This window comes from Lysobacter antibioticus, assembly GCF_000731095.1.
Taxonomy (GTDB): domain Bacteria; phylum Pseudomonadota; class Gammaproteobacteria; order Xanthomonadales; family Xanthomonadaceae; genus Lysobacter; species Lysobacter antibioticus_B.
In genome coordinates, this window is sequence record NZ_JMTZ01000088.1 from 1 (window position 1) to 17,465 (window position 17,465).

30 protein-coding genes are annotated in these 17,465 nt (G+C 63.5%); all 30 read right to left on the reverse strand.

From position 1 onward, the window contains the following. A partial coding sequence (locus EX88_RS26630) for a hypothetical protein (RefSeq protein ID WP_200875878.1) occupies positions 1-335 on the reverse strand: 335 nt, incomplete at its 3' end. A gap of 96 nt (positions 336-431) precedes the next feature. Further along, positions 432-1,820, reverse strand: a complete 1,389-nt coding sequence (locus tag EX88_RS0120310; RefSeq protein ID WP_031373809.1) for a class II 3-deoxy-7-phosphoheptulonate synthase — start codon at positions 1,818-1,820, stop codon at positions 432-434. A 60-nt stretch (positions 1,821-1,880) separates the two neighbouring features. Next, positions 1,881-2,381 (reverse strand): disulfide bond formation protein B, encoded by a 501-nt coding sequence (locus EX88_RS0120315; RefSeq protein ID WP_031373810.1) that lies wholly within the window; start codon positions 2,379-2,381, stop codon positions 1,881-1,883. Positions 2,382-2,688: 307 nt separating this feature from the next. Continuing rightward, positions 2,689-3,063 carry a 50S ribosomal protein L17 gene (gene rplQ, locus EX88_RS0120320; protein ID WP_031373811.1) on the reverse strand — a complete coding sequence of 125 codons (375 nt, stop codon included), beginning with the start codon at positions 3,061-3,063 and terminating at the stop codon, positions 2,689-2,691. A gap of 287 nt (positions 3,064-3,350) precedes the next feature. Next, positions 3,351-4,349, reverse strand: a complete 999-nt coding sequence (locus EX88_RS0120325) for a DNA-directed RNA polymerase subunit alpha (RefSeq protein ID WP_031373812.1) — start codon at positions 4,347-4,349, stop codon at positions 3,351-3,353. A 151-nt stretch (positions 4,350-4,500) separates the two neighbouring features. Further along, the gene (rpsD, locus tag EX88_RS0120330) at positions 4,501-5,130 is read right to left on the reverse strand and encodes a 30S ribosomal protein S4 (RefSeq protein WP_031373813.1); all 630 of its coding nucleotides are present in this window, start codon (positions 5,128-5,130) and stop codon (positions 4,501-4,503) included. Between the two features lie 14 nt (positions 5,131-5,144). Next, on the reverse strand, positions 5,145-5,537 hold the full coding sequence (rpsK, locus tag EX88_RS0120335) for a 30S ribosomal protein S11 (RefSeq protein WP_031373814.1): 393 nt from the start codon (positions 5,535-5,537) through the stop codon (positions 5,145-5,147). Positions 5,538-5,549: 12 nt separating this feature from the next. Beyond that, positions 5,550-5,906, reverse strand: coding sequence for a 30S ribosomal protein S13 (rpsM, locus tag EX88_RS0120340; protein ID WP_031373815.1), 357 nt, complete (start codon positions 5,904-5,906; stop codon positions 5,550-5,552). A gap of 232 nt (positions 5,907-6,138) precedes the next feature. After that, positions 6,139-7,512, reverse strand: a complete 1,374-nt coding sequence (gene secY / locus EX88_RS0120345; RefSeq protein ID WP_031373816.1) for a preprotein translocase subunit SecY — start codon at positions 7,510-7,512, stop codon at positions 6,139-6,141. A 7-nt stretch (positions 7,513-7,519) separates the two neighbouring features. Continuing rightward, the gene (gene rplO, locus EX88_RS0120350; RefSeq protein ID WP_031373817.1) at positions 7,520-7,957 is read right to left on the reverse strand and encodes a 50S ribosomal protein L15; all 438 of its coding nucleotides are present in this window, start codon (positions 7,955-7,957) and stop codon (positions 7,520-7,522) included. A 10-nt stretch (positions 7,958-7,967) separates the two neighbouring features. Continuing rightward, positions 7,968-8,174 (reverse strand): 50S ribosomal protein L30, encoded by a 207-nt coding sequence (gene rpmD, locus EX88_RS0120355; RefSeq protein ID WP_031373818.1) that lies wholly within the window; start codon positions 8,172-8,174, stop codon positions 7,968-7,970. Further along, positions 8,167-8,706, reverse strand: a complete 540-nt coding sequence (gene rpsE, locus EX88_RS0120360; protein WP_031373819.1) for a 30S ribosomal protein S5 — start codon at positions 8,704-8,706, stop codon at positions 8,167-8,169. Before rpsE ends, rpmD begins: the two co-directional genes overlap by 8 nt. 190 nt (positions 8,707-8,896) lie before the next feature. After that, on the reverse strand, positions 8,897-9,250 hold the full coding sequence (gene rplR / locus EX88_RS0120365) for a 50S ribosomal protein L18 (protein WP_031373820.1): 354 nt from the start codon (positions 9,248-9,250) through the stop codon (positions 8,897-8,899). A gap of 65 nt (positions 9,251-9,315) precedes the next feature. After that, complete coding sequence (rplF, locus tag EX88_RS0120370; protein WP_031373821.1) at positions 9,316-9,843, reverse strand: 50S ribosomal protein L6; 528 nt, start codon at positions 9,841-9,843, stop codon at positions 9,316-9,318. Positions 9,844-9,857: 14 nt separating this feature from the next. Next, a complete protein-coding gene (gene rpsH / locus EX88_RS0120375; protein ID WP_031373822.1) occupies positions 9,858-10,256 on the reverse strand; it encodes a 30S ribosomal protein S8 in 399 nt (132 codons plus the stop codon). Between the two features lie 137 nt (positions 10,257-10,393). After that, positions 10,394-10,699, reverse strand: a complete 306-nt coding sequence (gene rpsN, locus EX88_RS0120380) for a 30S ribosomal protein S14 (RefSeq protein WP_031373823.1) — start codon at positions 10,697-10,699, stop codon at positions 10,394-10,396. Positions 10,700-10,716: 17 nt separating this feature from the next. Then, positions 10,717-11,259 (reverse strand): 50S ribosomal protein L5, encoded by a 543-nt coding sequence (gene rplE, locus EX88_RS0120385; RefSeq protein ID WP_031373824.1) that lies wholly within the window; start codon positions 11,257-11,259, stop codon positions 10,717-10,719. Positions 11,260-11,270: 11 nt separating this feature from the next. Then, positions 11,271-11,585 (reverse strand): 50S ribosomal protein L24, encoded by a 315-nt coding sequence (rplX, locus tag EX88_RS0120390; RefSeq protein ID WP_031373825.1) that lies wholly within the window; start codon positions 11,583-11,585, stop codon positions 11,271-11,273. 15 nt (positions 11,586-11,600) lie between these two features. Continuing rightward, positions 11,601-11,969, reverse strand: coding sequence for a 50S ribosomal protein L14 (gene rplN, locus EX88_RS0120395; protein WP_031373826.1), 369 nt, complete (start codon positions 11,967-11,969; stop codon positions 11,601-11,603). A 14-nt stretch (positions 11,970-11,983) separates the two neighbouring features. Beyond that, a complete protein-coding gene (gene rpsQ, locus EX88_RS0120400) occupies positions 11,984-12,253 on the reverse strand; it encodes a 30S ribosomal protein S17 (RefSeq protein WP_031373827.1) in 270 nt (89 codons plus the stop codon). A 9-nt stretch (positions 12,254-12,262) separates the two neighbouring features. Beyond that, positions 12,263-12,448 carry a 50S ribosomal protein L29 gene (rpmC, locus tag EX88_RS0120405; protein ID WP_031373828.1) on the reverse strand — a complete coding sequence of 62 codons (186 nt, stop codon included), beginning with the start codon at positions 12,446-12,448 and terminating at the stop codon, positions 12,263-12,265. Continuing rightward, complete coding sequence (rplP, locus tag EX88_RS0120410) at positions 12,448-12,861, reverse strand: 50S ribosomal protein L16 (protein ID WP_031373829.1); 414 nt, start codon at positions 12,859-12,861, stop codon at positions 12,448-12,450. The genes rpmC and rplP overlap by 1 nt, the downstream gene beginning before the upstream one ends. 6 nt (positions 12,862-12,867) lie before the next feature. Beyond that, positions 12,868-13,611, reverse strand: a complete 744-nt coding sequence (gene rpsC / locus EX88_RS0120415; RefSeq protein WP_031373830.1) for a 30S ribosomal protein S3 — start codon at positions 13,609-13,611, stop codon at positions 12,868-12,870. 14 nt (positions 13,612-13,625) lie between these two features. Beyond that, complete coding sequence (gene rplV / locus EX88_RS0120420) at positions 13,626-13,961, reverse strand: 50S ribosomal protein L22 (protein ID WP_036149638.1); 336 nt, start codon at positions 13,959-13,961, stop codon at positions 13,626-13,628. 10 nt (positions 13,962-13,971) lie between these two features. Next, positions 13,972-14,241: a 30S ribosomal protein S19 gene (gene rpsS, locus EX88_RS0120425; RefSeq protein WP_031373832.1), complete on the reverse strand. Its 270-nt coding sequence runs from the start codon at positions 14,239-14,241 to the stop codon at positions 13,972-13,974. A 6-nt stretch (positions 14,242-14,247) separates the two neighbouring features. Continuing rightward, positions 14,248-15,075, reverse strand: coding sequence for a 50S ribosomal protein L2 (gene rplB / locus EX88_RS0120430; RefSeq protein ID WP_031373833.1), 828 nt, complete (start codon positions 15,073-15,075; stop codon positions 14,248-14,250). Positions 15,076-15,085: 10 nt separating this feature from the next. Continuing rightward, on the reverse strand, positions 15,086-15,382 hold the full coding sequence (gene rplW, locus EX88_RS0120435; protein WP_031373834.1) for a 50S ribosomal protein L23: 297 nt from the start codon (positions 15,380-15,382) through the stop codon (positions 15,086-15,088). Then, positions 15,379-15,984: a 50S ribosomal protein L4 gene (gene rplD / locus EX88_RS0120440; protein WP_036149636.1), complete on the reverse strand. Its 606-nt coding sequence runs from the start codon at positions 15,982-15,984 to the stop codon at positions 15,379-15,381. The genes rplW and rplD overlap by 4 nt, the downstream gene beginning before the upstream one ends. A gap of 2 nt (positions 15,985-15,986) precedes the next feature. After that, positions 15,987-16,643 carry a 50S ribosomal protein L3 gene (gene rplC / locus EX88_RS0120445; RefSeq protein WP_031373836.1) on the reverse strand — a complete coding sequence of 219 codons (657 nt, stop codon included), beginning with the start codon at positions 16,641-16,643 and terminating at the stop codon, positions 15,987-15,989. A 10-nt stretch (positions 16,644-16,653) separates the two neighbouring features. Further along, complete coding sequence (rpsJ, locus tag EX88_RS0120450; protein ID WP_031373837.1) at positions 16,654-16,965, reverse strand: 30S ribosomal protein S10; 312 nt, start codon at positions 16,963-16,965, stop codon at positions 16,654-16,656. Positions 16,966-17,465: the final 500 nt, after the last annotated feature.

Below are 17,465 nucleotides of genomic sequence, written 5' to 3' on the forward strand. Positions count from 1 at the left end.
AAAAACGGCGCGCATCCCTGCGCGCCGCCCTCCGGGTCTTCTATTGCCTTCGCTAGCTCGCCGCGACGCACAGCAACAGTAACAGCAACAGCAACAGCAACAGCAAAGGCAAAGGCAAAGGTAAAGGTAAAGGTAAAGGTAAAGGTAAAGGTAAAGGCAAGGGCAAGGGCAAGGGCAAGGGCAAGGGCAACAACGACAGTAACGGCAACTACAACGGCAACGGCAACGGCAACGGCAACGGCAACGGCAATCGTCCGATGTTCGTGCTCGGGAGCAGCCCCGTCTGGATTTCCTTCGGTCGCAAGCCGCCACCGTCCACTGCGCGCGACCGGCATCTCTCCAACCACCGACACGCCACCCTACAAAAAAGCCCGCCTTGCGGCGGGCTTTCGTCTTGCGGTGCGTTTGCCGAGACCTGAAGCGAAAAAACCTCAGGCCGGCGCGGCGATCTGCGCTTGCTTACGCACGATCAGCATCGCCACTTCCAGCGCCTGCTCGTAGTTCAGGCGCGGGTCGACCGTGGAACGATAAGCGCGATCGAGATCGCTCTCGGTCAATTCGCGCGCGCCGCCCAGGCATTCGGTCACGTCTTCGCCGGTCAGCTCCAGGTGCACGCCGCCCATACGCGTTCCGGCCGCCGCGTGCAGTTCGAACGAGGTCTCGATCTCGGCGCGGATGTTGCGGAAGCGACGGGTCTTGTAGCCGTTGCTGGTGCTCTCGGTGTTGCCGTGCATCGGGTCGCAGACCCACAGCACGCGGCGGCCGTCGCGACGCATCGCGTCGAGCAGCGGCGGCAGCTTCTCGGCGATGTGGCTCGCGCCCATGCGATGGATGAAGGTCAGGCGGCCGGGCTCGTCCTCGGGGTTGAGCAGATCGATGGTGCGCAGCAGTTGGTCCGGCGTCACCGACGGGCCGACCTTGAGCGCGATCGGGTTGCGGATGCCGCGGAAGTACTCGGCGTGGGCGCCGTCGACCGCCGCAGTGCGCATGCCGATCCACGGGTAATGCGTGCTGAGGTTGAAGAAGCCCCAGTGACGCGGCACCTGCCGGGTCAGCGACTCTTCGTACGGCAGCAGCAAGGCTTCGTGCGAGGTGTAGAAGTCGACGCGGTTGAGGTTGTGCACCTCGGAACCCGACAGCGTCTCCATGAAGCGCACCGCATCGCCGATGGCGTTGACCATGCGCCGGTATTCGTCGGCCAGCGGCGAGTGGCCGACCCAGCTCAGGTTCCAGTACTCGGGGTGGTGCAGGTCGGCGAAACCGCCGTCGATCAGGGCGCGGACGAAATTCATCGTCATCGCCGAACGCGCATGCGCCTTGATCATGCGGCGCGGGTCGGGCTTGCGCGCGGCCTCGTTGAAGGCCGGCGCATTGACCATGTCGCCGCGGTAGCTCGGCAGGGTCACGCCGTCGATGGTCTCGGTGTCGGCCGAACGCGGCTTGGCGTACTGGCCGGCGAAACGGCCGACGCGCACGACCGGCTTGCGCATGCCGTGGACGAGCACCAGGCTCATCTGCAGCAGCACCTTCAGACGGTTGGAGATCACGTCCGAGGAGCACTGGTCGAAGCTCTCGGCGCAGTCGCCGCCCTGCAGCAGGAAGCGCTTGCCTTCCTGCGCCTCGGCGAGCTGCTGCTTCAGCGAGAGGATCTCCCACGAAGTCACCAACGGCGGCAGGTGACGCAGTTCCTGCAACGCGGATTCCAACTCGGCCGCGTCCGGATAATTCGGCAACTGCAGTGCGGTGCGCTCGCGCCAGGACGTCGGCGTCCAGTCGGCGGGAAGGTTGACGGCACGGAGGTTGCGATCGGAGGCGCTCATTTCCTTGGTTTCCAGTTGGGGACAGCGGTGGGGATCGAGTGACGCGGGAACTCTATTGAATCAACGACGGCGGAACGCGGCATAGGCCGCCCAGACCGCCAGGACGACGAAGCAGATCAGGCTCCAGGCCGGCATGGCCAGGCCGAGGAAGCTCCAGTCGACCGCGGCGCATTCGCCGGAACCGGTCATGACCTTGCGGATTACTCCGGCTATCGGCATCGCATCGAGCATGTAATCCAGGCCCGGGCCGCAAGCCGGAACTTCGCTGGGCGGCAGGTGCTGCAGACGCACGTGGTTGCCGGCGACGGCGATGCCGCCGAGCGAGGCCAGCAGGGCCAGCACGCCGTAAGTGCCGCGTCCGCCGGCCTTCTTCGGGCCGTGCAGGGCGCCGGCCAGGAACACCAGTCCGAGGGCGAAGAAGGCGACGCGCTGGAAGATGCACAGCGGGCAGGGTTCGAGGTGCTGGTACAGCTGCAGGTAGAACGCGTAAGCAAGCAGGCCCGTGCAGGCCAGGAAGCCGAGCAGGTACTGGGTCCGGAAAGAGGCTTTGAAGGGGTTCATGTTCACACCATACGGGTCTGGGTCGGGTCGTGCCAATGTCGGATAGGCATGTCGCTACGCAACGTGGCGTTTCGTCGCAGCAACATCGACTGCGCCGGGCCGGAAAAGTTGCGTCGCGAAACCGATTGCCCCCGAAACCCGTCTCCCATAATCATTACCGCCGCAACCGTTGCCGAAGTAACCGTCGCCGAAAAGCAAAAACCCCGGCCGGGGCCGGGGCTTCGCTAGCTGGGCGAGCGACCGTCGCCGGTCGCCTGCCTATTGGCTTGCATGTCGTATCGCAGCGCCGGTCGCCCGGCGCCGGCGATCACTCGGCCGCGGCTTGCGGACGATCGACCAGCTCGACGTAGGCCATCGGCGCATTGTCGCCAGCGCGGAAACCGCACTTGAGGATGCGCAGGTAACCGCCCGGACGCGAGGCGTAACGCGGGCCGAGTTCGACGAACAGGGTGCCGACGGCTTCCTTATCGCGCAGGCGCGAGAAGGCCAGGCGGCGGTTGGCCACGCCGTCCTTCTTGGCGAGGGTGATGAGCGGCTCGGCAACGCGACGCAGCTCCTTCGCCTTCGGCAGGGTGGTGCGGATGAGACCGTGCTTGATCAGCGAAGCGGCCATGTTGGTGAACATGGCATCGCGGTGAGCACTGGTGCGGCTGAACTTACGGCCGGATTTCTGGTGGCGCATGGTTGTGATTCCTGATGAATGTCGTAACTGTTGGAGATCGCTGTCGCCATCCAGGCGTTGGAGCATTGGACTGCGGTTGGTCCGAACCGGCCTTCCCTGACCGGCGAGCCGCGGACTTCTGGGTCCGTCGGCTTGTGTTGCGGTGTTGCTTTTACTCGGTCGCCGTTAGCAAGAAATCCACGCTTCGGCTTAGCTTCGGCGTGGACTCTCTTCGTTCCCCGGCCCGGCGCAGCGCGCCGGGCCTTCGCCCAAGCCGCGCGGCAGTGCCGCGCGGGCTAGGCTTGGGCTCAGCCCATCATCCCGTGCGAGGCGATGCCGGCCGGCGGCCAGTTTTCAAGCTTCATGCCGAGGGACAGGCCGCGCTGAGCCAGCACTTCCTTGATCTCGGTGAGCGACTTCTTGCCGAGGTTCGGGGTCTTGAGCAGCTCGACTTCGGTCTTCTGGATCAGATCGCCGACGTAATAGATGCTCTCGGCCTTGAGGCAGTTGGCCGAACGAACGGTCAGCTCGAGGTCGTCGATCGGACGCAGCAGGATCGGATCGATACCGCTGGTGGCCGGCTTCTGCGCACCGCGGTCGCGGTGGGTGAAGTCGCCGAACACCGACAGCTGATCGGTGAGGATGTCGGCGGCGGTGCGCACGGCTTCCTCGGCGTCGATCGTGCCGTTGGTTTCGATGTCGAGCACGAGCTTGTCGAGGTCGGTGCGCTGTTCGACGCGCGCGGCTTCCACCGCGTAGGCGACGCGACGGACCGGCGAGAAGCTGGCGTCGAGCATCAGGCGACCGATCGCGCGGGTTTCTTCGTCCGGACGACGGCGCGAAGCCGCCGGCTGGTAGCCGAAGCCGCGCTCGATCTTCAGACGCATGTTGAGTGCCGTGTCCTTGGTCAGGTGGCAGATCACATGGTCGGTGTTGAGGATTTCGACGTTGTGGTCGGTCTTGATGTCGCCGGCGGTGACGATGCCGGGACCCTGCTTGGCCAGCGACAGCGTCGAAGCGTCGCCGGTGTGCATGCGGATCGCGACGTCCTTGAGGTTCAGCAGAACCTCCAGCACGTCTTCTTCCAGACCTTCGACCGTGGTGTACTCATGCAACACGCCGTCGATTTCGACCTCGGTGATGGCGAAACCCGGGATCGACGACAGCAGCACGCGACGCAGCGCGTTGCCCAGCGTGTGGCCGTAACCGCGCTCCAACGGCTCGATCACGACTTTCGCGCGATTGCCGGTGAGGCGTTCGATCTGCGGACCGCGCGGGCGCAGTACCTGGTTGGCGGTAACCGTCATGTTTCGGTGTCTCCAATGACCTTCGTCGGGGGGCGACGGAAGGCTTTAGCTCTTGGAGCCCCCTCTGTTCGAGGGAGCGGCCGATGCGCCTGGCGCATCGACCTGGGTTGCGGGTACTGCCGGCCCCGGGGACCGGCAGCGCCCTGCACTATTACTTGCTGTACAACTCGACGATCAGCGCTTCGTTGATGTCGGCCGGCAGGTCCGCACGATCCGGAACCGCCTTGAACACGCCGCTGAACTTCTTGTTGTCGACCTCGACCCACGACGGCGACAGGTCCATCTGCGACGACACGGTCAGGGATTCCTGCACGCGAAGCTGCTTCTGGGCACGCTCGGACAACGCGATCGCGTCGCCGGCCTTGACCTGGTACGACGGGAGGTTGACCGACTTGCCGTTGACCGTGACGCCACGGTGCGAAACCAGCTGGCGGGCGGCCGGACGGGTCACGGCGAAGCCCATGCGGTAGACGACGTTGTCGAGACGGGTCTCCAGCAACTGCAGCAGGTTCTCGCCGGTGTTGCCCTTCTTGGTCGAGGCCTTCTTGTAGTAATTGCGGAACTGACGCTCCAGCAGACCGTAGATACGCTTGACCTTCTGCTTCTCGCGAAGCTGGGTGGCGTAGTCGGACAGCTTGCCCTTGCGGGCGGTGGGGCCATGCTGGCCGGGCTTTTGCTCGAGCTTGCACTTCGAGTCGAGCGCGCGAGCGGACGACTTCAGACCAAGGTCGGCGCCTTCGCGACGAGCGAGCTTACAGGTGGGGCCAATATAACGAGCCATTTTTCTTCAGCTCCTCAGACGCGACGCTTTTTCGGCGGACGGCACCCGTTGTGCGGGATAGGCGTCACGTCGATGATGTTGATGATCTTGTATCCGACGTTGTTCAGCGAACGAACGGCGGACTCGCGACCCGGACCCGGGCCCTTGATGCGCACTTCCAACGACTTGACGCCGTAGTCGAGCGCAGCACGGCCAGCCTTTTCGGCTGCCACCTGGGCGGCGAACGGGGTCGACTTGCGGGAACCGCGGAAACCCGCGCCGCCCGAGGTCGCCCACGAGAGCGCGTTGCCCTGGCGGTCGGTGATCGTGATGATGGTGTTGTTGAAAGAAGCGTGGACGTGGGCGATGCCGTCGGTGACGACTCGCTTGATCTTCTTCTTGGTTTTGGCAGCTGCCGGCTTGGCCATGGTATGGGTCCCTTACTTCTTGATGGCCTTGCGCGGACCCTTGCGGGTACGTGCATTGGTACGCGTGCGCTGACCACGCAGCGGCAAGCCGCGGCGGTGACGCAGGCCGCGGTAGCAGCCCAGGTCCATCAAACGCTTGATCGCAATACCGACCTCGCGACGCAGGTCGCCTTCGACCACGAACTTGCCGACTTCGGCGCGCAAGCGCTCGACTTCCGGCTCGGACAGGTCACGGATTTTGGTCGTCGAAGTGACGCCTGCGGACTCGCAGACTTGCTTCGAACGGGTACGGCCGATGCCGAAAATGCTTTGCAGGCCAACCCAGACATGCTTCTGGGCAGGCAAATTAACGCCCGCAATACGCGCCATAAGGCGATCTCCAACTGATTTGGCGGCCAGGACGGATTAATCCCGGCGGAGTGAACTGGAAATTATATCTAGGTCTCGGGTTAATAGGAAGCCCCGCGGCACCAAAGGTGCCACGGAACCACGGCATGGGGAGTGTGCCCATGCTCCGGCGACGAATCTGAACTGGCTGAACAAGGCGATGACCTGCCTTCCCAGCCCCGCGCGCTACTCTGGCGCGCGGAACGGTCCTGACTCACCCGCGCGCGAGACCGCCGCGCGAGCCGCCCTTCAAGTTCGCTTTCTTCAACAGGCTTTCGTACTGATGCGACATCAGATGAGCCTGGATTTGAGCGATGAAATCCATCACCACGACCACGACGATCAGCAACGAGGTGCCGCCGAAGTAGAACGAGGTTCCCAGTTGGGTGCGCATGACCTCCGGAAGGAGGCAGACGATCACCAGGTAAATCGCGCCAGCCGCCGTAAGACGAGTCAGCACGCCGTCAACGTAGTCCGCGGTGGCCTTGCCGGGACGGATGCCCGGGATCAGCGCGCCCGACTTCTTCAGGTTGTCGGCGGTTTCCTGCGAATTGAACACCAGCGCCGTGTAGAAGAACGCGAAGCCGATGATCAGGCCAGCATACAGGATCATGTGAACCGGTTCACCCGGGTTCAACCACTGGCTGAGGCGCTGCAGGAAGCCGGAGAAACCGCTGCCGCTGTTGTTCTGGGCGAACCAGGTCGCTGCCGTCGCCGGGAACATCACGATGCTCGAGGCGAAGATCGCGGGGATCACACCCGACATGTTGAGCTTCAGCGGCAGGAACGAGGCCTGGTTCATGTAGGCATTACGGCCGCCTTGGCGACGGGCGTAATTGACCGTGATCCGACGCTGGCCGCGCTCGACGAACACCACCAGATAGGTGAAGCCGACGACCAGGGCGATGATCGCGATCGCCGCAATGGCGCTCATGTCGCCGTTGCGGATCTGCTCGAACATCTGCAGGACCGCGGCGGGCAGGCCCGCGACGATGCCGGCGAAGATGATGAGCGAGACGCCGTTGCCGATACCGCGTTCGGTGATCTGCTCGCCGAGCCACATCAGGAACATCGTGCCCGCGGTCAACGCGATCACGGCGGTCAGGATGAAGCCCATGCCCGGTGCGTACACCACCGGCACGCCGTTCGGCGCCATGCTCGACTGCAGGCCGGCGGCGATGCCCCAGGCCTGGAACACCGCCAGCGGAATCGCGCCCATACGCGACCACTGGTTGATCTTGCGCCGGCCCGACTCGCCTTCCTTCTGGATGGCTTTCAGGCTGGGCACGATCTGCACCAGCAGCTGCACGATGATCGAAGCCGAGATGTACGGCATCACGTTCAGTGCGAACAGACTGAAGCGATGCAGGGCGCCGCCCGAGAACATGTTGAACATGTCCACGATCGTGCCCTGCTTGGTCGACATGAACTCGACCATCGCCTGCGGGTTGACGCCGGGCACCGGGATGTAGCTACCGATGCGGTAGACGATCAAAGCGCCGATCACGAACAGCAAACGCTGACGGAGCTCGGTGAACTTACCGAGCCCGCCACCGAGGCCAGCCATCGCGTTGCCGCTCCGCGCCATGCGTCGTTTACTCCTCGACCTTGCCGCCGGCCGCTTCGACGGCGGCCTTGGCGCCGGCCGTGGCCAGCACGCCCTTGAGTACGAACTTCTTGGTCAACTCGCCCTTCTTGACGATCTTGGCCTGCTTGGCCGAGCTCGGAACGAGCTTGGCGGCCTTGAGGGCGGCAAAATCGACGTCGCCGGCGTCCAGCTTGTCCAGCTGGTACAGCAGCACTTCGGCCGTGTCGTTCTTCAGCTTGGAGCGGAAGCCGATTTTCGGCAGACGACGCTGCATGGGCATCTGGCCGCCTTCGAAACCGGCCTTGATCTTGCCCTTGCCCGAACGGGCGAACGAACCCTTGTGGCCGCGGCCGGCAGTCTTGCCGAGGCCGGAACCGATACCGCGACCGACGCGCTTGCGGTCTTCGCGGGCGCCGTCAGCCGGCTTGAGTGTATTGAGACGCATGATGTTCTCCTTAGCCCTCGACCTGAACCAGGTAGTGGACCGTGTTGATCAGACCACGAACCTGCGGGCTGTCCTTCAGCACGCGCACGTCGTTCAGCTTGTTCAGGCCGAGCGCCTTCACCGACAAGCGGTGACGGGCCTGGCAACCGCGCATGCCCTTGACCAGGCGCACGGTGACGGTGCCGCCTTCGACGGCCTTGTTTTCTGCCTTAGCCATGGTGCAGATCCTCCACCTTCTTGCCGCGCTTGGCAGCGATCTTGGCCGGCGAATGCATGCCGGTCAGACCCTTGAGCGTGGCGCGAACCAGATTGATCGGGTTACGCGAACCGGTGGCCTTGGCCAACACGTTCTTGACGCCGACCGCTTCGAGCACGGCGCGCATCGCGCCGCCTGCGATCACGCCGGTACCTTCCGACGCCGGCTGCATGAACACATGCGCCGCGCCGTGGCCCGACTTCACGGCGTGCCACAAGGTGCCGTTGTTCAGATCGACGTTGTTCATCGCCTTGCGGGCGTACTCCATCGACTTCTGGATCGCGACCGGCACTTCGCGCGCCTTGCCGTAGCCGAAGCCGACCTTGCCGTTGCCGTCGCCCACCACCGTCAGAGCGGTGAAGGTGAACTGGCGACCGCCCTTGACCGTCTTGCTGACGCGGTTGACCGCGATCAGCTTCTCGATCATGCCGTCGTCGATTTCTTCGCGGTTGCGATCACGGTCGCGGCCCCGCGGTGCTCTATCGTCTGCCATTTCGATGTCTCGTTTATTGAAGGGATTTGCGGCATCGCCGCTTATGATTGTGATGTGACTCGGGTGTTGCAGCGATGGCGGGAATCCGTCATCGCGCCCGACGCAGCTCGCGTCGGCGAGTTGAAACGATTCGTTGCATCAGGCGTGGAGACGAATCTCCACGCTTTCAAGCCTGCGAAGGCCCGGATGCTTAGAACTGCAGACCGCCTTCACGCGCGGCATCGGCCAGCGCCTTGATGCGGCCGTGGTAGCGGTAGCCCGAACGGTCGAAAGCGACCTTCTCGATACCGGCAGCCTTGGCGCGCTCGGCGATCATCTTGCCGACCTTGACGGCGGCTTCGGCGTTCTTGCCGTTCTTCAGGCCTTCCTTGACGTCGGCCTGGACGGTCGAAGCCGTGGCCAGGACCTTGGAGCCGTCGGCGGTGAAGACCTGGGCGTACAGGTGCTGACCGGTGCGGAGCACGGTCAGGCGGGCCACGCCGAGGTTGCGGATGTGCGAACGGGTCGACTTGGCGCGACGCAGACGAGCGATGTTCTTGTTCATGTTCTGATCTCCGAAAGCTGAAAGCTTGGTGTTTTGGGGCCGGTACGGGACCGGCGCCCTACCCGTTAGGCCTTCTTGGCTTCCTTACGGATGATGACTTCGCCGGCGTACTTCACACCCTTGCCCTTGTAGGGCTCCGGCGGACGGAAACCGCGAATCTTGGCGGCGACTTCACCGACGCGCTGCTTGTCCGCGCCCGAGACCAGGATCTCGGTCTGGGTCGGCGTGGCGATGGTGATGCCTTCCGGGGCCTTGAACAGCACCGGGTGCGAGAAACCCAGCGACAGGTTCAGGTCGGAACCGGCCATCGAGGCGCGGTAACCGACGCCGACCAGCTCAAGCTTGCGCTCGAAGCCTTCCGACACGCCCTTCACCATATTGGCGAGGATGGCGCGCAGGGTGCCGGTCAGCGGGATCAGCGCCGCGTCTTCGGTCGCGAACAGCGCTTCGCCGTTCTCGATCTTCAGGTTGATGGCGGCCGGCTTGGCGATCGACAGCGAGCCCTTCGGGCCCTTGGCGACGATCGAATCGGACTGGACGTTCAGCTCAACACCCTTCGGCAGGGCGATCGGCTTCTTGGCAACTCGGGACATGGTCGTTTACTCCCTTAGGCCACGAAGCACAGGACTTCACCGCCGACGCCCTGCTGGCGCGCCTGCGCATCGGTCATGATGCCTTTCGAGGTGGAGATGATGGCGATACCCAGGCCGCCGAGGACCTTGGGCAGCGCTTCCTTGCCGCGGTACTGACGCAGGCCCGAGCGGGAGTAGCGCTGGAGGCGCTCGATCACCGGCTTGCCTTCGTAGTACTTCAGCGAAATTTCGAGTTCGGACTTGCCCGGAGCGACTTCCGTCACGCGGGAATCCAGGATGTAACCCTCGTCCTTCAACACGGCCGCGATGGCCACCTTGACCTTGGACGACGGCATCTTCACCGTCGGCTTGCGCACAGCCGCCGCATTCTTGATGCGGACCAGCATGTCGGCGATGGGATCAGTCATGCTCATTGAGATTCACCTTATGAGTAGCACCGATATCCGCGGAATTGCGAATTTCAGTTGTAATAACGCTTTGTTGCAGCAGCCCCCAGAAGCGCCGCCGCGACCCGAAGGCCGCGGCGGTGGATCCGGGAAAGCCGACTATCTTACCAGCTTGCCTTGCGAAGACCAGGCACGTCGCCGCGCATGGTGGCTTCGCGCAGCTTGTTGCGGCCGAGGCCGAACTTGCTGTATACGCCGCGCGAACGGCCGGTCAGGGCGCAACGGTTGCGCTGACGGCTCGGCGAGGAGTCGCGGGGCAGCTTGGACAGCTTGACCACGGCCTCGGCCTTGTCTTCGTACGACGAGGCGTCGCTGGAGATGATCTTCTTCAGCGCTTCGCGCTTGCCGGCGAACTTCTTCGCCAGCTTGGCCCGCTTGACCTCGCGGTTGACCATGGAAGTCTTAGCCATTGTTCAATCCTTAAGTATCAGTTGCGGAACGGGAAGCGGAAGGCTTCGAGCAGGGCCTTGGCCTCGGCATCGGTCTTCGCGGTCGTGGTGATCGCGATGTCCATGCCGCGCAGCGCGTCGACCTGGTCGAAATCGATTTCCGGGAAGATGATCTGTTCCTTGACGCCCATGTTGTAGTTGCCGCGGCCGTCGAACGAACGGCCGGACACACCACGGAAGTCGCGCACGCGCGGCAGCGAGATGTTGACCAGACGGTCGAGGAACTCGTACATCTTGGCGCGGCGCAGGGTGACCTTGGCGCCGATCGGCCAACCGTCGCGGATCTTGAACGAAGCCACCGACACGCGGGACTTGGTCACGATCGGCTTCTGGCCGGCGATCTTGGTCATGTCGGCGACGGCATTTTCCAGGATCTTCTTGTTGGTGGCGGCTTCGCCCACGCCCATGTTCAGCGTGATCTTGACGAGGCGCGGCACTTCCATCGGGTTCTTGTAGCCGAACTTTTCGGTCAGCGCCGGAACCACTTCTTTCTTGTAAAACTCTTCGAGCCGGGTGGTCATTTCAGCATTCCTCAGGCGTCAACCGCCTCACCACTGGAGCGGAACACACGCAGTTTGCGTCCATCCTCCAGCATCTTGAAACCGATGCGTTCGCCCTTGCCGGTGGCCGGGTTGAACAGCATGACGTTGGAAATGTGAATCGGCGCTTCGCGCTCGATCACGCCGCCCGGCTGGTTGGCCTGCGGATTCGGCTTGGTATGGCGCTTGATGATGTTGATGTTCGCCACGACGACCTTGTCGCCGAGCACGCGCACCACATCACCCTTCTTGCCCTTGTCCTTGCCGGCGGTGACGATGACTTGATCGCCCTTCTTGATACGGTTCATGTCTAGTTCCTCCGCTCAGAGCACTTCAGGCGCGAGCGAGACGATCTTCATGAACTTCTCGGAGCGAAGCTCGCGAGTCACGGGCCCGAAGATACGGGTGCCGATCGGCTCATGCTTATTGTTGAGCAACACCGCAGCGTTGCCATCGAAGCGGATCAGCGAGCCGTCCGGACGGCGCACACCCTTGCGGGTGCGGACCACAACGGCGTCGTAAACGTCGCCCTTCTTGACCTTGCCGCGCGGGATCGCGTCCTTCACGGTGACCTTGATGATGTCGCCAATGTGCGCGTAACGGCGCTTGGAGCCGCCGAGCACCTTGATGCACATCACTTCCTTAGCACCGGAGTTGTCGGCCACGCCGAGGTAGCTTTGCATCTGGATCATGGTTCAGCCTCCTCTTATTCGGCCGCGCGGCTGACGATTTCAACCACGCTCCAGTTCTTGGTCTTGGACATCGGAGCAATCTCCTTCACGCGGACGATATCGCCTTCTTTGCAGGCGTTCTCGGCGTCGTGAGCGTGGAGCTTGGACGAGCGACGGATGTACTTGCCGTACAGCGCGTGCTTGACCTGGCGTTCGACGAGCACGGTGACGGTCTTGTCCATCTTGTTGCTGACGACCCGGCCTTCAACCGTGCGCAGCGCCTTGTCTGTATTGTTGTCGGTCATGGCGGGTCCTTACTTCTTCTCACCCAGCAGCATGTTGACGCGAGCAATTTCGCGCTTCACACGGCGGGCTTCATGAGTCTTGGCGAGCTGGCCGGTGGCCTTCTGCATGCGAAGAGCGAAGCTCTCCTTGTGCAGTTCCACCAGGTGGGCCTTCAGTTGGTCGGCCGACTTCTCGCGCAGTTGCTTGAGTTCCATTAGCGCACCGTCCGGGTAACGAAAGTAGTGGTCACCGAGAGCTTGGCGGCGGCCAGACGGAACGCTTCGCGCGCCACGTCCTCGCCCACGCCTTCGATCTCATAAATCATGCGACCGGGCTGGATCTGAGCGACCCAGTACTCGACGTTGCCCTTACCGGAGCCCATTCGGACTTCGATCGGCTTCTTGGTGATCGGCTTGTCCGGGAACACGCGGATCCACATCTTGCCGCCGCGCTTGACGTAACGGCTGATCGAGCGGCGGGCCGCTTCGATCTGGCGCGCAGTGAGCTGGCCGTGAGCGGTGGCCTTGAGGCCGTACTCGCCGAAGCTGACGGCGTTGCCGCTCCAGCTCAGGCCATCATTGCGGCCCTTGTGTACCTTGCGGTACTTGGTTCTCTTGGGTTGCAACATGACGGATTACCTCTGTTCGCGGGCCGGACGGCCCGGACGGTCGTTACGATCACCGCGGTCGCCGCGGTCACCACGATCGCTGCGCGGGGAATCGTCCTGCTTCTCCTGGCCCACCTGGGAGAAGTCGAACACTTCGCCCTTATAGATCCAGGTCTTGATGCCGATGATGCCGTAGGTCGTCTTGGCTTCAGCGAAGCCGTAGTCGATGTCGGCACGCAGCGTGTGCAGCGGCACGCGACCTTCGCGGTACCACTCCGAACGCGCGATTTCGGCGCCGTTGAGACGGCCGGCGACGTTGACCTTGATGCCGAGGGCACCCAGGCGCATCGCGTTGCCGACGGCACGCTTCATCGCGCGGCGGAACATGATGCGGCGCTCGAGCTGCTGCGCGATCGATTCGGCGACCAGCTGCGCGTCGAGTTCCGGCTTGCGGACCTCGGTCACGTTGATGTGCGCCGGGACGCCCATCAGTGCGCTGACTTCCTTACGCAGCTTCTCGATGTCCTCGCCGCGCTTGCCGATCACCACGCCCGGACGGGCGGTGTGGATCGTCACGCGGGCGTTGTTCGCCGGACGCTCGATGAAGATCTTGGAAATACCAGCCTGAGCGAGCTTCTTGCGGAGCATCTCGCGGACCTTGAGGTCGGCAGCGAGGTACTCGGCATACTGCTTCTTGCCGGCAAACCACTTCGAATTCCAGTCCTTGGCAATGCCCAGGCGGATTCCGGTCGGATGTACTTTATGACCCATTGTCTGACTCCGCCTTACTTGCCCGCGCCCACAACCACAGTGATGTGGCTGGTGCGCTTGAGGATGCGGGTGCCGCGGCCTTTCGCACGAGCCATGAAGCGCTTCAGTGCGGGACCCTCGTCCACCATGATGGTCGTGACCTTGAGTTCGTCAACGTCGGCGCCCTGGTTGTTCTCGGCGTTCGCGATGGCGGACTCCACGACCTTGCGGATCAGTGCAGCTGCCTTCTTGTCCGAGAACTTCAGCAGGTTGACGGCGCGCTCGGCGGACAGACCGCGCACCTGGTCGGCGACCAGGCGGGCCTTCTGCGGGGAGATGCGCGCGGTGCGCAGGATGGCTTTCGCTTCCATGGTCATCTCCTTACTTACCCGACTTCTTGTCGCCGCCGTGACCCTTAAACGTACGGGTCAAAGCGAATTCGCCAAGCTTGTGGCCAACCATGTTCTCGTTGACCAGCACCGGGATGTGGTTCTTGCCGTTATGCACGGCGATGGTGAAGCCCACCATTTCCGGCAGCACCATCGAGCGGCGCGACCAGGTCTTGATCGGCTTCTTGTTGTTGCCCGCGGTCTCCACCTTCTTGATGAGATGGTGGTCGACGAACGGACCCTTTTTGAGTGAACGTGCCATGGCCGATTAACCCCTGCGATCGCGCACGATGAATTGCGAAGTGCGCTTGTTCTTGCGCGTCTTGTAACCCTTGGTCGGAACACCCCAGGGGGTGACCGGATGCGGGTTGCCCTGGCCAGCCTTCGCCTCACCACCACCGTGCGGGTGGTCGACGGGGTTCATGGCGGCGCCGCGGACGGTCGGCTTGATACCGCGCCAGCGCTTGGCACCGGCCTTGCCCAGCTTTTCGAGGCTGTGCTCGTCGTTGCCGACTTCGCCGATGGTGGCGCGGCACTCGACCGGCACCTTGCGCATTTCGCCGGAGCGAAGACGCAGCGTGGCGTAGCCCTGCTCGCGAGCGACCAGCTGGACGCCGGCGCCTGCGGCGCGGGCGATCTGAGCGCCCTTGCCCGGCTTCATTTCGATGCAATGCACCGTCGAACCGACCGGGATGTTGGTCAGCGGCAGCGTGTTGCCGACGCGGATCGGAGCATCGCGGCCAGCGATCACCTGATCGCCGTCCTTCAGGCCCTTCGGGGCGATGATGTAACGGCGCTCGCCATCGACGTAGCACAGCAGCGCGATGTGCGCGGTGCGGTTGGGATCGTATTCGATCCGCTCCACGCGCGCCGGAATGCCTTCCTTGTCGCGCTTGAAGTCGATGATGCGGTAGTGCTGCTTGTGACCACCACCGATGTGACGGGTGGTGATGCGGCCGTGGTGGTTACGACCGCCGCTCTTGCTCTGCTTTTCGACCAACGCCGCGTGCGGCGCGCCCTTGTGCAGGCCCGGCGTCACGACGCGGACCGCGTTGCGGCGGCCGGCGGAAGTGGGCTTGAAAGTCATCAATGCCATGGGTCTTTCCTCAGGCCTTGGCCATTACGTCGATCGACTGGCCTTCGGCCAGCTTCACGTACGCCTTGCGCCAGTCGGCGCGACGGCCCATGCGGAACTTGAAGGCCTTGTTCTTGCCCTTCACGTTGACCACATTCACCGCCTCGACCTTAACGTCGAACAGCTTTTCCACGGCGACCTTGATGTCGGCCTTGGTAGCGTCCGTCGCGACTTCGAAGACGTATTGGTTGGATACTTCCTGCAGACGCGCGGTCTTTTCGGACACGCGCGGCGCACGGATGATGCTGTAGAGCTTGGCCTCGTTCATGCCAGCCACTCCTCGATCTTCTTGACCGCATCGGCGGTGAACACGATCGAATCGGCGCCGACGAGGGCCACCGGATCGAGTCCCTGCACGTCGCGGACTTCCACATAGGGCAGGTTGCGAGCCGAGAGGTACAGATTCTCGGAGGCTTCCTCGGTGACGAGCAGCGGACGACGGCCCATTTCGAGCGACTTCAGCATGGCGACCATGCCCGAGGTCTTCGGCGTCTCGACGTCCAGCTTCTCAACGACGGTGATGCGGCCCTGGCGGTTCAATTCCGACAGGATCGCAGCCATCGCTGCGCGGTACATCTTGCGGTTCACCTTCTGGGCGAAGCTGCGCGGCTTGGCCGCGAAGGTCACGCCGCCGCCGACGAAGATCGGAGCCGTCAGCGCGCCATGACGCGCACCGCCGCCCTTCTGCTTCTTCGACTTCTTGGTGGTGCCGTTGACTTCCGAACGCGTCTTCTGCGCCTTGGTGCCGGCGCGGCCCGCGTTGCGGTAGGCCACAACAACCTGGTGGACCAGGTCTTCGCTGAATTCGCGATCGAAGATGGCGTCGGAAACCGACAGCTTCTTGTCGCTACCGTTGATGGCAAGTTCCATCGTCATACTCCCTTGCTCGACGGACGGACGATCACGTCGCCGCCCGGAGCGCCCGGCACGGCGCCCTTGATCGCGATCAGGCCGCGCTCGGCGTCGACCTTGACCACTTCCAGGCCCTGCGTGCTCTGCTGGACGGCGCCCATGTGACCGGACATCTTCTTACCCGGGAAAACGCGGCCCGGCGTCTGGCGCTGGCCGATCGAACCCGGCGAACGGTGCGACAACGAGTTACCGTGCGTCGCGTCGCCCATGCTGAAGTTCCAGCGCTTGATCGTGCCCTGGAAGCCCTTGCCCTTGGTGATGCCCTGGACGTCGACGATCTGGCCCACTTCGAAGATGTCGGCCTTGATTTCGCCGCCGACTTCGAACGCGCCGATCTTGTCGTCTTCCACGCGCAGCTCCCACAAGCCGCGACCGGCTTCGACCTTCGCCTTGGCGAGGTGTCCGGCTTCGGGCTTGTTGACGAGCGCAGCGCGGCGCACGCCGACGGTGACCTGCACGGCGCTGTAGCCGTCGGTGTCCGTGGTCTTGATCTGGGTAATACGGTTCGGGGTCGCCTCGATCAGGGTCACCGGAACCGACTTGCCGTCTTCAGTGAAGAAGCGGCTCATGCCGGCCTTGCGACCGACGATGCCCAACGAATATTTCTTCGCGGTCATGGTGGTGGCCTCAGGTCAGCTTGATCTGCACATCGACGCCAGCCGCCAGCTCGAGCTTCATCAGCGCGTCTACGGTCTTGTCGTTCGGGTCGATGATGTCGAGCACGCGCTTGTGCGTGCGGGTTTCATACTGGTCACGCGCGTCTTTGTCGACGTGCGGGGACACCAGGATGGTGTAGCGCTCGATCTTGGTCGGCAGCGGGATCGGGCCGCGCACTTGCGCGCCGGTCCGCTTAGCTGTCTCGACGATCTCGCTGGCCGAGCGGTCGATCAGACGATGATCGTACGCCTTCAGCCGAATCCGGATCTTTTGGTCCGCCATGACGGAATTCCTTGGTTAAAAGAGCGACGGGCCGGCCTCTGGGTGTGCCGAACCCCACGAAAACGCAAACACTCCAGGACTACACCCACGTCCCGGAGCCTCCTTGCCTGGTAAAAACTAAGGCAGGTCGGTTGCCCGACCCGCCCAGAAAGGATTGGAACGCACGAAAGGCCCCGTTTACTGTTCCTTGGAAGCCCGAGGGCCCGGAACGTACGGAGCGCAGCCGTGCGACATGTCCTTGTCTGGCGAATACGAGGCGCATCCTGCACCTCATTTCGCTGGTCGTGCCGCCCTGGCGTGAACAAGGGTGGCACGGTGGTCGCGCATTCTACATGCATCCGGGAGAAGAGCGCAAGCGCCCTGCCCTGATGGCGGATTGCGCGAGCTGGGACCCTGTTCAGGGAACCGGCCCTCGACCGAGAGCCGAACTCGACTGCCGACTCTGCACCCCGCCTTCGCGGGGGCACGAACCGACAGAGCCGGGCGCGCTTTACGGCGCG

Bases quoted from the DNA above. Each gene is read 5' to 3' on its own strand.
- rplF (WP_031373821.1), bottom strand. From the start codon at position 9,843: ATGTCCCGAGTTGCCAAGAAGCCGATCGCCCTGCCGAAGGGTGTTGAG.
- rpmD (WP_031373818.1), bottom strand. From the start codon at position 8,174: ATGGCTAAGGCAGAAAACAAGGCCGTCGAAGGCGGCACCGTCACCGTG.
- rplD (WP_036149636.1), bottom strand. From the start codon at position 15,984: ATGGAACTTGCCATCAACGGTAGCGACAAGAAGCTGTCGGTTTCCGAC.
- rplV (WP_036149638.1), bottom strand. From the start codon at position 13,961: ATGGAAGCGAAAGCCATCCTGCGCACCGCGCGCATCTCCCCGCAGAAG.
- rpsS (WP_031373832.1), bottom strand. From the start codon at position 14,241: ATGGCACGTTCACTCAAAAAGGGTCCGTTCGTCGACCACCATCTCATC.
- rpsE (WP_031373819.1), bottom strand. From the start codon at position 8,706: ATGGCAGACGATAGAGCACCGCGGGGCCGCGACCGTGATCGCAACCGC.
- rpsK (WP_031373814.1), bottom strand. From the start codon at position 5,537: ATGGCCAAGCCGGCAGCTGCCAAAACCAAGAAGAAGATCAAGCGAGTC.
- rpsN (WP_031373823.1), bottom strand. From the start codon at position 10,699: ATGGCTAAGACTTCCATGGTCAACCGCGAGGTCAAGCGGGCCAAGCTG.
- rpsH (WP_031373822.1), bottom strand. From the start codon at position 10,256: ATGAGCATGACTGATCCCATCGCCGACATGCTGGTCCGCATCAAGAAT.
- rplQ (WP_031373811.1), bottom strand. From the start codon at position 3,063: ATGCGCCACCAGAAATCCGGCCGTAAGTTCAGCCGCACCAGTGCTCAC.
- rplC (WP_031373836.1), bottom strand. From the start codon at position 16,643: ATGACCGCGAAGAAATATTCGTTGGGCATCGTCGGTCGCAAGGCCGGC.
- rpmC (WP_031373828.1), bottom strand. From the start codon at position 12,448: ATGGAACTCAAGCAACTGCGCGAGAAGTCGGCCGACCAACTGAAGGCC.
- rplP (WP_031373829.1), bottom strand. From the start codon at position 12,861: ATGTTGCAACCCAAGAGAACCAAGTACCGCAAGGTACACAAGGGCCGC.
- rplR (WP_031373820.1), bottom strand. From the start codon at position 9,250: ATGAACAAGAACATCGCTCGTCTGCGTCGCGCCAAGTCGACCCGTTCG.
- EX88_RS0120325 (WP_031373812.1), bottom strand. From the start codon at position 4,349: ATGACGGTTACCGCCAACCAGGTACTGCGCCCGCGCGGTCCGCAGATC.
- rplE (WP_031373824.1), bottom strand. From the start codon at position 11,259: ATGACCACCCGGCTCGAAGAGTTTTACAAGAAAGAAGTGGTTCCGGCG.
- rpsM (WP_031373815.1), bottom strand. From the start codon at position 5,906: ATGGCGCGTATTGCGGGCGTTAATTTGCCTGCCCAGAAGCATGTCTGG.
- rplO (WP_031373817.1), bottom strand. From the start codon at position 7,957: ATGCGTCTCAATACACTCAAGCCGGCTGACGGCGCCCGCGAAGACCGC.
- secY (WP_031373816.1), bottom strand. From the start codon at position 7,512: ATGGCGCGGAGCGGCAACGCGATGGCTGGCCTCGGTGGCGGGCTCGGT.
- rpsD (WP_031373813.1), bottom strand. From the start codon at position 5,130: ATGGCTCGTTATATTGGCCCCACCTGTAAGCTCGCTCGTCGCGAAGGC.
- rpsQ (WP_031373827.1), bottom strand. From the start codon at position 12,253: ATGACCGACAACAATACAGACAAGGCGCTGCGCACGGTTGAAGGCCGG.
- rplW (WP_031373834.1), bottom strand. From the start codon at position 15,382: ATGAACGAGGCCAAGCTCTACAGCATCATCCGTGCGCCGCGCGTGTCC.
- rplB (WP_031373833.1), bottom strand. From the start codon at position 15,075: ATGGCATTGATGACTTTCAAGCCCACTTCCGCCGGCCGCCGCAACGCG.
- rpsJ (WP_031373837.1), bottom strand. From the start codon at position 16,965: ATGGCGGACCAAAAGATCCGGATTCGGCTGAAGGCGTACGATCATCGT.
- rpsC (WP_031373830.1), bottom strand. From the start codon at position 13,611: ATGGGTCATAAAGTACATCCGACCGGAATCCGCCTGGGCATTGCCAAG.
- rplN (WP_031373826.1), bottom strand. From the start codon at position 11,969: ATGATCCAGATGCAAAGCTACCTCGGCGTGGCCGACAACTCCGGTGCT.
- rplX (WP_031373825.1), bottom strand. From the start codon at position 11,585: ATGAACCGTATCAAGAAGGGCGATCAAGTCATCGTCACCGCCGGCAAG.
- EX88_RS0120315 (WP_031373810.1), bottom strand. From the start codon at position 2,381: ATGAACCCCTTCAAAGCCTCTTTCCGGACCCAGTACCTGCTCGGCTTC.
- EX88_RS0120310 (WP_031373809.1), bottom strand. From the start codon at position 1,820: ATGAGCGCCTCCGATCGCAACCTCCGTGCCGTCAACCTTCCCGCCGAC.